9 protein-coding genes and 1 riboswitch are annotated in these 13,897 nt (G+C 72.8%); of the genes, 6 read left to right on the top strand and 3 right to left on the bottom strand.

Annotated features, from left to right (window positions below; genetic code table 11):
* Window positions 1-209 precede the first annotated feature (209 nt).
* From treZ to glgX, 3 genes are read right to left on the bottom strand one after another with little or no spacing between them, the layout of a single operon-like run.
* Window positions 210-1,964: a malto-oligosyltrehalose trehalohydrolase gene (gene treZ, locus CRP27_RS10380; RefSeq protein WP_097180598.1), complete on the bottom strand. Its 1,755-nt coding sequence runs from the start codon at window positions 1,962-1,964 to the stop codon at window positions 210-212.
* The gene (gene treY / locus CRP27_RS10375) at window positions 1,961-4,408 is read right to left on the bottom strand and encodes a malto-oligosyltrehalose synthase (RefSeq protein WP_097180597.1); all 2,448 of its coding nucleotides are present in this window, start codon (window positions 4,406-4,408) and stop codon (window positions 1,961-1,963) included. Before treY ends, treZ begins: the two co-directional genes overlap by 4 nt.
* The gene (gene glgX, locus CRP27_RS10370; protein WP_097180596.1) at window positions 4,405-6,642 is read right to left on the bottom strand and encodes a glycogen debranching protein GlgX; all 2,238 of its coding nucleotides are present in this window, start codon (window positions 6,640-6,642) and stop codon (window positions 4,405-4,407) included. Before glgX ends, treY begins: the two co-directional genes overlap by 4 nt.
* Window positions 6,643-6,770: 128 nt before the next feature.
* On the opposite strand from glgX, the gene CRP27_RS10365 reads away from it, so the two are divergent.
* From CRP27_RS10365 to CRP27_RS10340, 6 genes are all read left to right on the top strand, one after another.
* Window positions 6,771-7,094 (top strand): hypothetical protein, encoded by a 324-nt coding sequence (locus CRP27_RS10365; RefSeq protein WP_079238514.1) that lies wholly within the window; start codon window positions 6,771-6,773, stop codon window positions 7,092-7,094.
* Window positions 7,095-7,255: 161 nt separating this feature from the next.
* Window positions 7,256-7,365: riboswitch (TPP riboswitch) on the top strand.
* The gene (locus CRP27_RS10360; protein WP_097180595.1) at window positions 7,362-8,003 is read left to right on the top strand and encodes an ECF transporter S component; all 642 of its coding nucleotides are present in this window, start codon (window positions 7,362-7,364) and stop codon (window positions 8,001-8,003) included. (Overlaps the previous riboswitch by 4 nt.)
* Window positions 8,000-9,610 carry an ABC transporter ATP-binding protein gene (locus tag CRP27_RS10355; RefSeq protein ID WP_097180594.1) on the top strand — a complete coding sequence of 537 codons (1,611 nt, stop codon included), beginning with the start codon at window positions 8,000-8,002 and terminating at the stop codon, window positions 9,608-9,610. Before CRP27_RS10360 ends, CRP27_RS10355 begins: the two co-directional genes overlap by 4 nt.
* Window positions 9,607-10,410 carry an energy-coupling factor transporter transmembrane protein EcfT gene (locus CRP27_RS10350; RefSeq protein WP_255257539.1) on the top strand — a complete coding sequence of 268 codons (804 nt, stop codon included), beginning with the start codon at window positions 9,607-9,609 and terminating at the stop codon, window positions 10,408-10,410. Before CRP27_RS10355 ends, CRP27_RS10350 begins: the two co-directional genes overlap by 4 nt.
* The gene (locus tag CRP27_RS10345; RefSeq protein WP_255257538.1) at window positions 10,403-10,924 is read left to right on the top strand and encodes an ATP-binding protein; all 522 of its coding nucleotides are present in this window, start codon (window positions 10,403-10,405) and stop codon (window positions 10,922-10,924) included. Before CRP27_RS10350 ends, CRP27_RS10345 begins: the two co-directional genes overlap by 8 nt.
* A gap of 25 nt (window positions 10,925-10,949) precedes the next feature.
* Entirely contained in the window at window positions 10,950-13,760 is a 2,811-nt protein-coding gene (locus CRP27_RS10340) for a LuxR family transcriptional regulator (protein WP_097180593.1), read from the top strand.
* The last annotated feature ends 137 nt before the right edge of the window (window positions 13,761-13,897 follow it).

Here is a 13,897-nt window from a genome sequence, read left to right as displayed (position 1 = left end):
GTCCGCCGACGGTGGAGCCGCGTGCCGTCGGTGGCGCGTGTCGTCGCTGGTGCCGCGAAAGCGACGCCGTGCGGACCTGCGTGGCGTTCCTGGCGGCAGCGCGACGGTCTCCCGGAGGATCGCCGCGGGAACCTGTCGCTTTCGCGAGGGGCCGCGGACGGACGAACGGCCCGCGGCGGACTCGCCACGGGCCGTTCGGTCAGCGCTGGTCAGCGCAGGACGACGACGCCTCGGCCGGTGAAGCGCACGCAGTCCGTCGCGACCTCGGCCTCGCCGAAGCGGTAGAGCTCGTCGCCGGTGGCACCGGGCACCGGGACCTCGGCGGCGTCGTCGAGGAAGTTCACCACGACGTGCACCGGTCGGACGTCCGGACCCAGCAGCCCCCGCGTGAGCACGAGCCAGCGGCGGTCCTCGCTGAACCGCACGGCGTTCGCCTCGTACCGCGGGTCGACGAACGCCTGGTCCGTGCGGCGCAGCGCGACGAGCACCCGGTAGGCGCGGAGGATCCGTGCCCCTCGGTCGGAGTCCACGTCCGCCCAGTCGAGCTTCGAGTTCGTGAACGTCGACGGATCCTGCGGGTCCGGCACGGCGGACTCGTCCCACCCGTGCTCCGCGAACTCCCGGATGCGTCCCTCGGCAGTCGCCTTGCCGAGCTCGGGCTCCGGGTGCGAGGTGAAGAACTGCCACGGCGTCGAGGCGGCGAACTCCTCGCCCATGAACAGCATGGGCGTGAACGGTCCGAGCAGGGTGAGGGCCGCGGCGATCACGAGTCCTTCGTCGCTCACGGTCGCGGCCAGGCGGTCACCCGCGGCGCGGTTGCCGATCTGGTCGTGGTTCTGGTTCGCCACGACGAGCGCGGTCGCGGGGGAGGTCCCGCGGTCGATCGGTCGTCCGTGCCGCTTCCGCCGGAACGACGACCAGGTGCCGTCGTGGAAGAACCCGTGGTCGAGGACCTTCGCCAGCGCCGACAGCGGGGCGAAGTCGGCGTAGTAGCCGTTCGTCTCGCCCGTGAGGGCCACGTGCACCGCGTGGTGGAAGTCGTCCGACCACTGCCCGGCGAGGCCGTGGCCTGAGGCCTCCTGCGGGCGGAACATCACCGGGTCGTTGAGGTCCGACTCCGCGATGAGCGACAGCGGCCGTCCGACGAACGCCGAGAACGCGTCGGTCTCCGAGGCCATGTCCTGCAGCACGTGCGGTCGGGTGGTGTCCCGGATCGCGTGCACCGCGTCGAGCCGGAGCCCGTCGACGTGGTGGTCCCGGAACCACATCCGGACGTTGTCGAGCACGTACCGGCGGACCTCGGGGTGCTCGACGTTCACGGAGTCGCCCCACGTGTTCGCGAGTCCCTGCACCAGGTACGGGCCGTACAGCGGGAGGTAGTTGCCGCTCGGTCCGAGGTGGTTGTAGACGACGTCCTGGATGACGCCGAGACCCAGCGCGTGCGCGCGGTCGACGAACCGGTCGTAGGCGTCCGGGCCGCCGTAGGGGGCGTGCACCGCGAACCACGCGACCCCGTCGTAGCCCCAGTTCCACTCGCCGTTCACACCGTTGACGGGCAGGAGCTCGACGAACTCGACGCCGAGCTCGACGAGGTGCTCGAGCTTGGCGGCCGCGGCGTCGAGCGTGCCCTCGGGCGTGTAGGTGCCGACGTGCATCTCGTAGATGACGCCCCCACGCGCCGGGCGCCCGGTCCAGGCCTCGTCGGTCCACGAGAACCGTTCCGGGTCGACGACCTCGGACGGGCCGTGGACGCCCTCGGGCTGGTACCGGCTGCGCGGGTCCGGCCGGACGGCGTCGTCGTCGTCGAGTCGGAAGCCGTAGCGTGCACCGACGACGGGGACGACCGCGTCGGTGGTCCACCAGTCGTCGTCCCCGCGGGTGAGCGGGTACTCGGTGCCGTCGACGACCAGGCGGACGCGCTCCGGCGTCGGGGCCCAGACGGCGTAGCGGTCGGGTGCGGTCATGCGTGGCCCTCCAGGATGTCGATCTCGGCCTGCGCGTCGGACTCGGTGACCGGCGTCGTGGCGGTCGTTGCTCCGCCGTCCGCTCCGGTCGAGGCGTCCGTGCCGTGGTCGGTCGGCTCGACGACGTGCGCCGGGACGAGCAACGCGACCGGGTAGTCGGTGAGGAGCTCGGCGAGCGGGATGCCCCGGCCCGCCGGGACGCTCCGACCGGTGAGCAGGTCCACGCGGTCCAGCGGAACGGCGTGCACGAGCGTGTCGCCCCAGCCGCCGACCCGCTCGAGCCCGATCGGGAGTCGTGTCGCGATCGTCACGGCGCCGCCGCGGTCGAACGCGAGCACGTGGTCCGCCGCGCTGCCCGTCGCCTCGAGCGCCAGGTACCGGGTGAACAGCTCGGGGTGGTCGCGCCGGAGACGGAGCGCACGGCTGGTCACGAGGAGCTTCGCCACCCCGTCGATGCCGATGGTCGGCAGGTGCTCGGGACCGTCGTCGTCCGGGCCGTCGAGTTCCGCCAGGACGTGCCGCCGCTCGGTGTAGTCCACGGGGCGTCGGTTGTCCGGGTCCACGAGCGAGCGGTCCCAGAACTCGGTGCCCTGGTAGACGTCGGGGACGCCGGGTGCCGTCACCTGCACGAGCTTCTGTCCGAGGCCGTTCGACCACCCGGCAGCGTCGATCCGCTCGTCGAGGGCGTCGAGCACGGCGACCACGGCGGGGTCGTCGAAGGCGGCGTCGACCAGCGCGTGCATGCGCCGCTCGAAGTCCTCGTCCGGCTCGGTCCACGTGGTGCTGTCGCCGGCCTCGCGCGAGGCCTTCTCGGCGTAGGCGTGCAGGCGCTCCCGGCTGGCCGGACGTGCGCCGACGATCGCCTGCCAGAGCAGGTCGGCCAGCACCGCGTCGTCGAGGGGCGCGAGCGACTGCAGCCGCTCCAGGGTGCTCGACCACTCCGTGCCGAGCTCGGCCAGGACGGCGATGCGGGCTCGGGTGTCCTCGCTGCGCTTCGTGTCGTGCGTGGTCAGCGTGGTCATGGTGTGCGGCCAGCTGCCGAGTCGGTCGCGCTGGGTCTGGTGGAACTGCTCGACGGACACCGAGAACACGCTCGGGTCGCCGCCGACCTCGCTCAGCGACGTCAACCGTGACGTCCGGTAGAACGCCGTGTCCTCCACGCCCTTCGCCATCACCATGCCGCTGGTCTGCTGGAGGCGGATCGCGGCGGCGTTCGTCGGGTCGATGAGCGCGGGTGCGATGCGGTCGATGACCGGATCGAGCTCCGGACGGCTCGACGCTGCGCGTTCGAGGGCGTCGATGAGGTGGTGCGCTCCCTCGGGCAGGTAGGTGCGGTACACGTCGAAGGACGCCACCACCTCGGCCACGGCGTCGACGATCATCGCGTGGTCGACGTCCGGCGCGACCGGACCGAGCAGTCGGGCGAGGCGTTCGACCTCGCTGCCGAGGATCCCGTCGGCGATGCCACGGCGGGTGTCGTGCGTCAGCCGCTGCCAGTCGGACGGCTCCGCACCGGACGCCGCGGTGAGTGCCGGTTCACCGGCGGGGTCGACGAACACCCGGTCGAGCACGCCGAGCGCGTCGTACCCGGTCGTGCCGTCGACGGGCCACGACGACGGCAGCTGTTCGCCCGGTTCGAGGATCTTCTCGACGAGCGTGTACGCGCCACCGGTCAACGCGGCGAGGTCCTGCAGGTACCCGGCCGGATCGTACAGGCCGTCCGGGTGGTCGATCCGCAGGCCGTCGGCGATCCCGTCGCGGAACCAGCCGCCGATCGTGTCGTGCGACGCCGCGAAGACCTCGGGTTCCTCGACCCGGATCGCCGCCAGCGTGTTCACCGCGAAGAACCGGCGGTAGTTCAGCTCGTGGTCGGCACGCTTCCAGTGGACGAACTCGTAGTGCTGGCGGGCGTGGACGTCTGCCACCGAGTCGCCGTCGTGCACCGTGCCGGGAGCGGTCGGGTAGGCCGTGTCGCCGAGGTACAGGCGGCCGTCGCGCAGCTCGACGCCGTCGAGCAGACGGTCGTCGAGCACCGGCACGCGGAGCTTGCCGTCGCCGGCGGCCCAGTCCACGTCGAAGGCCCAGGCCACGGGGGAGCCCTGCCCGAGTTCGAGCAGGGACCACCACCACGGGTTCGCCTCGGGCGTCGCGACGCCCACGTGGTTCGGGACGACGTCGATGAGGACGCCGAGCCCCGCAGCGTGCGCCGCGTCCGCCAGAGCACGGAGGGCGGCGTCGCCACCACGCTCCGTGTCGACGTGGGCGTGGTCGACGACGTCGTAGCCGTGCTGGGAACCGGGCTCCGCCTGGAGCACGGGCGAGAGGTACAGCCAGTCGGCCCCGAGGTCCCGCACGTAGTCGACGACGTCCGTCGCGGCGGCGAGGTCGAAGTCCGGCGTGACCTGCAGCCGGTACGTCGACGCCGGAACCCGCCGCGCGGTCACTGCTGGCCGCCGCTGGTGTCGGACGGAGCCGTCGACCCAGCGGGGTTCGCCGGCGTCACGGCGTCCTGCGGCGCGCCGGTTGCCGGACGCGAGGAGTCCGTGTCGACCGAGGTGACCGTGACCTCGTGGTCGGGCTCGGCGCGCAGCACGATCATCGAGCGTGCCGGGACGTCGAGCGGCGTGCCGGCCTCGATGACCTCGTCGCGTGCACCCGGTTCGGCGGTGTCGATCCGGACGGTCCAGCCCGGCGAGTACTCCTCGGGCGGGAGGGTGAACGTCACGGTGTCGTCGTGGGCGTTGAAGTACGTGATGAACCCGACGTCGGTGACCCGCTCACCGCGGACGTCACGACCGCGGATGCCCTCGCCGTTCAGGTACATGCCGACGCTCTTCCCGAAGCCGGAGTCCCAGTCCTCGGGGTCCATCGCTTCGCCGGAGGGGGTCAGCCACACGACGTCGGGCAGCGGTTCGCCCTCGCCCCGACGGACCGGACGGCCGTTGAAGTACCGCGTGCGGCGGAACGTCGGGTGGTCGTGCCGGAGCTTGACGACGTCGGCCGTGAACTGGATCAGTTCCTCGTCAGCGGTCTCCCAGTCGATCCAGCTGAGCTCGGAGTCCTGCGCGTACACGTTGTTGTTGCCCGACTGCGAGCGCCCCAGCTCGTCGCCGTGCGCGATCATCGGCACGCCCTGGCTGAGCAGGAGCGTCGCGAGGAAGTTGCGTCGACGCTGCAGGCGCAGGGCGTTCACTGCCTGGTCGTCGGTCGGTCCCTCGGCACCGGAGTTCCAGGACCGGTTGTGGCTCTCGCCGTCGTTGTTGTCCTCGCCGTTGGCCTCGTTGTGCTTCTCGTTGTAGGCGACGAGGTCGTACAGCGTGAAGCCGTCGTGTGCGGTGATGAAGTTGATGCTCGCCTTGGGTGTGCGGCCGTCGTGCTCGTAGAGGTCGGCCGAGCCGGAGATCCGGGACGCGAACTCGCCGAGGGTCGACGACTCGCCTCGCCAGAAGTCGCGGACGGTGTCGCGGTACTTGCCGTTCCACTCCGACCACTGGGGCGGGAAGTTACCGACCTGGTACCCGCCGGGTCCGACGTCCCACGGCTCGGCGATGAGCTTCACCTGCGACACGATCGGGTCCTGCTGCACGAGCTCGAAGAACGCCGACAGTCGGTCGACCTCGTAGAACTCGCGGGCGAGCGCCGACGCGAGGTCGAAGCGGAAGCCGTCGACGTGCATCTCGGTCACCCAGTAGCGCAGCGAGTCCATGATGAGCTGCAGCGAGTGCGGGTGCCCGACGTTGAGCGAGTTCCCCGTGCCCGTGTAGTCCATGTAGTAGCGCTTGTCGTCGTCGACCAGGCGGTAGTACGCCGCGTTGTCGATGCCGCGGAACGACAGGGTCGGACCGAGGTGGTTGCCCTCGGCCGTGTGGTTGTAGACCACGTCGAGGACGACCTCGATGCCGGCGCGGTGCAGCTCGCGCACCATCGTCTTGAACTCCTGCACCTGCTGACCCTGGTCGCCGGACGACGAGTAGTGGGAGTGCGGCGCGAAGAACCCGATGGTGTTGTAGCCCCAGTAGTTCGACAGCCCCTTGTCCTGCAGGGTCGAGTCGTTCACGAACTGGTGCACCGGCATGAGCTCGAGCGTCGTGACGCCGAGGCGCTTGAGGTGCTCGATGACCGCCGGGTGCGCGACGCCGGCGTAGGTGCCGCGCTGCTGTTCCGGCACGTCGGGGTGCGTCTCGGTGAGGCCCTTGACGTGCGCCTCGTAGATCACGGTCTCGCCGTAGGGGGTCCGCGGTGCGCGGTCGCCCTGCCAGTCGAAGAACGGGTTGATGACGACGCCCTTCATCATGTGGGACGCCGAGTCGTCGTCGTTGGTCGAGTCCGGGTCGCCGAACGTGTACGAGAACAGCGACTGGTCCCAGTCGATGTCGCCGCTGGTCGCCTTGGCGTACGGGTCGAGCAGGAGCTTGTGCGGGTTCGCGCGCGATCCCGTGGCGGGGTCGTACTCGCCGTGGACGCGGAAGCCGTACTGCTGTCCGGGTCCGACGTTCGGGAGGTACGCGTGCCAGACGTAGGCGTCCACCTCGACGAGGGGGACGCACGTCTCGTTGCCGTCGTCGTCGAAGAGACAGAGTTCGACGCGCTCGGCGACCTCACTGAAGAGCGCGAAGTTCGTTCCGCTCCCGTCGTAGGTCGCCCCGAGCGGGTACGGGTTGCCGGGCCAGGTGTGCAAACGGTCCTCCAGGTGTGGGTTGCGCCAACATATCGGTGGGACCCGTCCGCGTCCGCAGACAAGCCCCAGCTGTGGACAGTTCCGGCGCGCCGTCGCCTGTGGAGGAACGGACGAGTAGCCTCGCGCGCATGGCCAACATCGTCACGCAGATCGCAGAGAAGGTGCGCCCCGTGGGCGTGTCCACCAACTACGGGGAGCCGGTCGAGGTCGGCGACCAGACCCTCATCCCGGTGTCCCTCGGCTGGTTCGGGTTCGGCGGCGGGGGCGACGGGGACGAGAACGGCGGCGGTGGCGGCGGGGCCGTCTCGGTCCCGATCGGCGCCTACGTGCGCCGTCCCGGGAAGGACCTCGAGTTCGAGCCGAACCTCATCTCGCTCCTCGCGGTGAGCGTGCCCGTGATCTGGGTGACCGGCACCGTCCTGCGCAAGCTGGTGCGGGTCCTGAAGAAGTAGCGGTCGACGGCCTGGCGCGGACCGCTCAGCGGTGACGCGCCAGCGGCACGCGGGCCGCGCCGACCGAGCCTGCGAGGGAGGACGTGGCGGGCCCGCCACGCGCCTCCAGGCCGTCATCCGGTCGCGATCCGTCATCTGGACGCGACCGCGTCTAGACTGACGGGACACACACGGGAGTCCGGGATCGCCGGGCTGAGAGGGAGCGAGTGGCGCTCCGACCGTCGAACCTGATCCGGATCATGCCGGCGCAGGGAGGAGTCCAGGACCATGTCCACACGCACGTCAACCGCTGTTCCGTCCACCCCCGTCCGGCGCTCGTTGCGCTGGCGAGTCGTCGACATCGTCGTCGCGAGCGTCCTCGCGGTCGCGCTCGGCGTCGTCTTCCGACTGTGGGAGTTCGGCTACGAACCGATCAGCGCCGTCATGGACCTCGTGCTGCCGGGCACGAAGGCCCTGTTCGGCGGGGTGTGGCTGCTCGCCGGCCCGCTCGTCGCGATCATCGTCCGCAAGCCCGGCGCCGCGCTCTACGCCGAGATGGTCGCCGCCTCGGTCGAGGCGCTCTTCGGCACGCAGTGGGGGTGGCTGACGCTCGAGGCCGGGCTCGTCCAGGGCCTCGGCGCCGAGATCGTCCTCGCCCTGTTCCTGTACCGCGTGTACCGGCTGCCGGTCGTCGTGCTCGCCGGTGCCGTCGCCGGGCTCGCGCTCGGCCTGAACGACACGTTCCTCTGGTACCCCGGACTCGACCTCGCGTTCAAGGTCGTCTACGTCGTGTCCGCGATCGTGTCCGGCGCGGTGATCGCCGGCGTGGGCTCGTGGTTCCTCGTCCGGGCGCTCGCCGCGACCGGTGTGCTGTCCTCGTTCGCCGCGGGCCGCGAGCACTCCAGGCGCGGGACCCGCGCCGTCGCGTGACGACCGCAGCCGCGCGGATCACCTTCTCCGACTGGGGGTGGCGGTACGCGGAACGTGACGCCTGGGCGGTCCGGGGCGTCGACCTGACCGTCGAACCGGGGGAGCGCGTCGCGATCGTCGGACCCTCCGGGGCCGGCAAGTCGACCCTGCTCCGGGCGGTCGCGGGCGTGCTCCCCGACGAACCGGACCCCGACGACGACACCGCTGCCGCCGTCCAGGGCACGGTCCGGGTCGACGGCGCCGAACCCCGCGCGGTCCGCGGGCGTGTCGGCCTGGTCATGCAGGACCCCGAGGCGCACACGGTGATGTCGCGCGTCGGGGACGACGTCGCGTTCGGCTGCGAGAACGCCGGCATCCCGCGGGACGAGATCTGGCAGCGGGTGCGGTCGGCCCTCGACGTCGTCGGGCTCGACCTGGCGCTCGACCGGTCCACAACGATGCTGTCCGGCGGGCAGCGGCAGCGGCTCGCGCTCGCCGGCGTGCTCGCCATGCGTCCGGGGGCCCTCGTGCTCGACGAACCGTGCGCCAACCTCGACCCGTCCGGGGTGGTGCAGGTGCACGACGCCGTCCGGGCGCTGCTCGACGAGACGGGGTGCTCGCTGCTCGTCGTCGAGCACCGCATCGGGACGTGGCTCGACCTGGTCGACCGGCTCGTGCTGCTCGAACCGGCGGGTGGTGTCGTCGCGGACGGCACGCCGGCCGAGGTCCTCGCGGCGCACGGTCCGGCCCTGACCGCGGCCGGGGTGTGGGTCCCCGGCTCCGAGCCGGAGCGCGGTTCGGCGCGACGGGGCACCGGCACGCCCGCGCGAACGGGCGATGTGCACGGGGTCGAGCGCGGGGGACCTGGTGCATTCCGCCCGCTCGCGGAATCTGAGTCGGAGTCGGAGTCGAGGGCGGAGTCGGGGGTCGGGCTGCTCGAGGCGCGCGGACTCGCGACCGCCCGGGGCAGGCGGCAGCGGGTCGGGAGCGGGATCGACCTCGACGTGCGGACCGGCCGGGTGCTCGCCGTCACCGGGCCGAACGGCATCGGCAAGTCGACGCTCGGCCTCACGCTCGCCGGACTCCTCCGCCCCGCCGACGGTGTGCTCCGTGCCACCCCCGAGCTGGCGGAGGGTGTCGGCGACGTCCCCGCGGCGTGGACCAGTCGGCAGCTGGCCGCCCGGATCGGCACGGTGTTCCAGGACCCCGAGCACCAGTTCGTCGCCCGCACCGTGCGGGAGGAACTCGCCGTCGGCCCCCGGGCACTCGGTGCCGAGGACGTCGAGGAGCGGGTCGACGAGCTCCTCGACGCGTTCGGCCTCGCGCACCTCGCCGACGCCAACCCCTTCACGCTGTCCGGCGGCGAGCAGCGGCGGCTGGCGATCGGGACGGTCATCGCCTCGCGGCCGCCGGTCGTCGTCCTCGACGAGCCGACCTCGGGGCAGGACCGCGCCACCTGGCAGGCCGTGCTCGACCGGCTCGGCGACCTCGCCGACACCGGCACCGCGATCGTGGCGGTGACGCACGACCAGGACCTCGTGCGCGCGCTCGACGCCGACGAGGTCGTGCTCGGGGCAGCGGGTGCGCGACCCGTCCTGCGCGACCCGGCCACGGGGGTGCGACGGTGACCGCCCCGGGGACGGCGGCCGGCCTGCCCGGGCGATCCGTGCCTCCAGGCGGGGTCCGCGGGGTCCGCGGTGTCCAGCCGGTGGCGTCGCTGCTGGGCGTCCTCGCGCTCGGTGTGTGCCTCGTGCTGAGTCTCGACGTCGTGTCCGCGGCCGTCGCGCTCGTGCTCGAGGTCCTGCTCCTGCCGCTCCTGCGGATCCCGCCGCGCACCCTGTTGCTGCGGACGTCACCGGTGCTGGTCGCCGTGCCGTTGACCGCGGTGAGCATCGCGCTGTACGGCCGGCCGTCGGGGCGTTCCTGGTTCGACCTCGGGTTCGCGCACGTCACCGACGGGTCGCTCGAACTCGCGCTCGCCACGGCGCTGCGCGTGCTGGCGGTCGGGCTGCCTGCGGTGGCGTTGTTCGTCCGTGTCGACCCGACGGACCTCGCGGACGGGCTCGCACAGCTGCTGCGGCTGCCGGCCCGGTTCGTGCTCGGTGCGCTCGCGGCGATCCGGATGATGACGCTCCTCGGGGACGACTGGCGGCAGCTCGGCATGGCCCGACGTGCGCGTGGCGTCGCCGACACCGGGCGGCTGCGGCGTGGGGCGTCGATGGCGTTCGCGCTGCTCGTGCTGGCGCTCCGGCGCGCGACGACGTTGGCGGTGGCGATGGAGTCGCGGGGGTTCGGCGCTCCCGGTCGGCGGACGTGGGCCCGGACGGCCCGGTTCGCGGGGCCGGAGTGGGCGATGGTCGGCGTGCTCGTCGGCGTCGGGCTCGTGTCGATCGCGGTCGCGGTGGGTGCGGGGACGTGGCGTGCCTGAGGTCGAGGGGCTCGCCGCTGCGGCAGCTGGTGTCGCGACGGCGTCGGGTGCGCGGCTCGTGGTGCTCGTCGACGGGCGGTCCGGCACGGGCAAGACCACGCTCGGCGGTTCACTGGCCGACCGGCTCGGTGCGCAGATCGTCCACCTCGACGACGTCTACCCGGGGTGGGACGGGCTGCATGCCGCCGCGCGGGCCGTGGTGACGGACGTCCTGGGGGAGCCGTCGGGCTACCGGCGCTGGGACTGGGCGGCGTCGCGTCCAGCCGAGTGGGTGGCGGTGGACCCGGCGGGGCCGATCGTCGTCGAGGGGTGCGGTGCGCTGTCCCGCGCCTCGGCGCCGCTCGCGTCCCTGCGGGTGTGGCTCGAGGCCGACGACGACACCCGGTGGGCGCGGGCGATCGGTCGCGACGGCGACTCCTTCGCGCGCGAGTGGGACCGGTGGGCTGCGCAGGAGGCGGCGTTCATCGCGACGGAGCAGCCGGCTGGGCTGGCGGACGTGGTGCTGCGGACCTGAGCGCTGCCATACTGGCGCGGTGACGATGGCGCAGCCCGTCATCGGGCGTGAGCGGGAGATGGCGGTCCTCCGGGATGCGCTCCGTGACGTGGCCGACGGCGGTTCCGCGTTCGTGGTCGACGGCGAGCCGGGCATCGGCAAGTCGTCGCTGGTCGCCGAGGCGATCGCGTCCGCGAACGCCCGGGGCGTGCGGACGATCACGACCACCGGCACCATGGCCGAGTCGGCTGAGCCGTACGCCGCGCTCCACATGCTCCTGTACCCGTTGCGCGCCGGCATCGCCGACCTGCCGGGACCACAGCGACGCGCGTTGGACGTGGCGTTCGGGGTCGAGAACGGTGTCCAGCCGTCGCCACTCCTCGCCGGGCTCGCGGCACTCACGCTGCTCTCCGACGCGGCCGCCGAACGCCCCCTCCTGGTCGTCGCCGAGGACCTGCACTGGATCGATGCGCCGTCCGAGTGGGCGCTCCGGATGATGGCCCGCCGTGTCGGCGAGGACCCGATCGTCATGATCATGACGACCAGGAACACCGACCTGACGGAGACCCCGGGCCTCCAGCGTCTGCACCTCGCACCGCTCGACGACTCGGCGGCAGGTGCCCTGCTCGACGGGATCCCCGGAGCGCCCAGGGGGCAGGCTCGACGCGACCTCGTGCTCCGCGCCGAGGGCAACCCCCTGGCGCTGTACGAACTCGGACGGTCGGCGTCGGCGGACGGCGCCCGTGAGCGGCCCGTCGTGGGTCGGGTCGAGCGGGAGTTCGCCGGACGGTACGCCGAGCTGGACCAGTCCGTCCGGTTGGCGATCCTCGCTGTGGCGCTCTCCGGGGGCAGCAGCGCCGAGGAAGCGGCGCGGGTGGCGGCTCGGGCGATCGGCAGGTTCCCGGCGCCGACGTGGACGGAGCAGGCGTCGGCGTCCTCGCTCCTCGAGTGGGTCCCTCCTCGTGCGATCCGGTTCCGGCACCCGCTCGTGCAGTCGGCGGTCCTGGCAACCGCACCGGCGACGGCGCGCACCGCGGTCCTCCGGTCGCTCGTGCGCGAACACGAGGACGATCCGGCCCGGACGATCTGGTGGCGTGCCGAGCTCGCCACCGGTCCCGACGATCCCCTCGCCGACGAGATCGCCACGCTCGGCGACGGACGGACGGCGATGTCCGACCCGTTCGCCGCGAGCCGGGCGTACGAGCGCGCGGCCGAACTGACGTCGGACGTGGCCAGACGCGTCGAGCGGCGCATCCTCGCGGCCGAGCTCGCCGGGCTGTCCGGCAGGATCTCGGACGCGTCGATCCTCGTCCAGCGAGCACGCGACGAGGCGCCCGACCGGTTGCTCGCGGCGCGCGCGGCATGGGTCGCCGAGACCCTGCCCACCGGCAGGACCGGGCTCGCCGTGGGGGACCTCGGACCGGCGCTGCACGCGGTCTCCGAGATGCAGGCGGCCGGCGGGGTCGAACACGCCACCGCCGCGCTGCTGTACCTCGCCGCCATCGCATGGGACCACACCGCCGAGGCGAACCCGGGGGACCCGATGCTCGCGGTCATCGAGGCCCTCGCGCTCCCGGACGACGATCCGCGGGCGATCCTGCTGGCCGCTCGGACCGAGCCGGTGGCCCGCGGGGACCGCGTACTGGAGCTCGCGCTCGCGTCGGCTCCGGCGGCCACGGACGAGGAGTCCGCCTGGCTCCTCGGGTACGCGCTGAACCTCGTCGGTGAGATCGACACCGCCCGCGTCCTGCTCGACCGCGCCCTCGCCAGCATGCGGGCACGAGGCGAGCTCCGGACGTTCCCGCAAGCGCTCATGGGTACCTCGATGACGACGTACCTCGCCGGCGACGTCGCAGGCGCCCGAGTCCTCGCGGAGCAGGCCGCATCGCTCGGTCGTGACATGGGAGACGCCGGGTTCGCGGCCGCGGCGCGCTGCGCGCTCGCCTGGTTCGACGCACTCGACGGCGCGCAGCCGGACGTCCAGCGCATCGCCGGCGGAACGACCGCGGGAGCCCAGGTCCTCCGTTCCAGCGCGATGCGCGCGACGCTCCTCGGCGCCGCCGGAGCGGCGTTCCTCGTCTCGGGCCGCGCGGTCGACGCACTCGAGCGCCTCCGGTGCCTCTTCGACGCCCACCACGACGCCTTCAACCCGTCGTTCGCCGTCATGACCTCGCACGACTACGTCGACGCCGCGTTGGAGTCGGGCAACCGGGCGGACGCCGAGCAGCGGTTGGCGGACCTCGAACAGCTCCACGCGCGCTGGCACGCGCCCATGGTCCGCACGGCCATCGACTACGCACGGCTCGCACTCGCTCCCGACGACGAACTCGAGCCGGCGTGGGCGACCCTGCAGCACGATCGCTGGCCGATGCCGTACCTGCGGGCCCGCGCGCTCCTCCGGCTGGGCCGCCGTCTGCGCCGTGCGGGCCGGAACGACACTGCGCGGGCGGTCCTGCACGCGGCCCTCGAGGGGTTCGAGGCCATGCCGGCGCCGGCGTGGGCCGATCGTGCACGTGACGCGATCCGGGCCACGGGCGAGCGGCTGCCGGCGTCCGGACGCCGCAGCGTCGAGCTCCTCACCCCGCAGGAGCTCCGCGTCTGCGAGCTCGCGGCGCGCGGGATGAGCAACCGGGCCATCGGCGAGCACCTGTTCGTGTCACCGAGGACGGTGGGCGCCCACCTGTACGCGGCGTTCCAGAAGCTCGGGATCTCGACGCGGCGGCAGCTGCCGGCGGTCCTCGCGACGGCGACCGCGCCGTCCGCTGCGCCGCCGGTCGCGCCGTCCACTGCGTCGCCTGTCGCGCCGTCCGCTGCGCCGCATGTCGCGTCGCCTGTCGCGCCGTCGGTCGGCGACTAGGTCATCCTCCGGGGGATCTCGGTCATCGTGACCGATGTGCCCAGCCGGCCCCCGGCCCTACCGTCACGGACGGGAGCACGTGCTCCCACCACCGACACAGGTCCACGGCATCGCCACGGACCGGGAAGCGACGCACC

The sequence above is a fragment of the Curtobacterium sp. 314Chir4.1 genome, assembly GCF_900215175.1.
GTDB lineage: Bacteria > Actinomycetota > Actinomycetes > Actinomycetales > Microbacteriaceae > Curtobacterium > Curtobacterium pusillum_A.
The sequence above is the reverse complement of the archived record's forward strand: the minus strand, read 5'-3'. Positions and strand labels throughout refer to the sequence as shown.

Excerpts from the sequence above, each read along its gene's own strand:
- treZ (WP_097180598.1), bottom strand. The coding sequence starts at position 1,964 with ATGACCGCACCCGACCGCTACGCCGTCTGGGCCCCGACGCCGGAGCGC.
- CRP27_RS10365 (WP_079238514.1), top strand. The coding sequence starts at position 6,771 with ATGGCCAACATCGTCACGCAGATCGCAGAGAAGGTGCGCCCCGTGGGC.
- CRP27_RS10360 (WP_097180595.1), top strand. The coding sequence starts at position 7,362 with ATGTCCACACGCACGTCAACCGCTGTTCCGTCCACCCCCGTCCGGCGC.
- CRP27_RS10340 (WP_097180593.1), top strand. The coding sequence starts at position 10,950 with ATGGCGCAGCCCGTCATCGGGCGTGAGCGGGAGATGGCGGTCCTCCGG.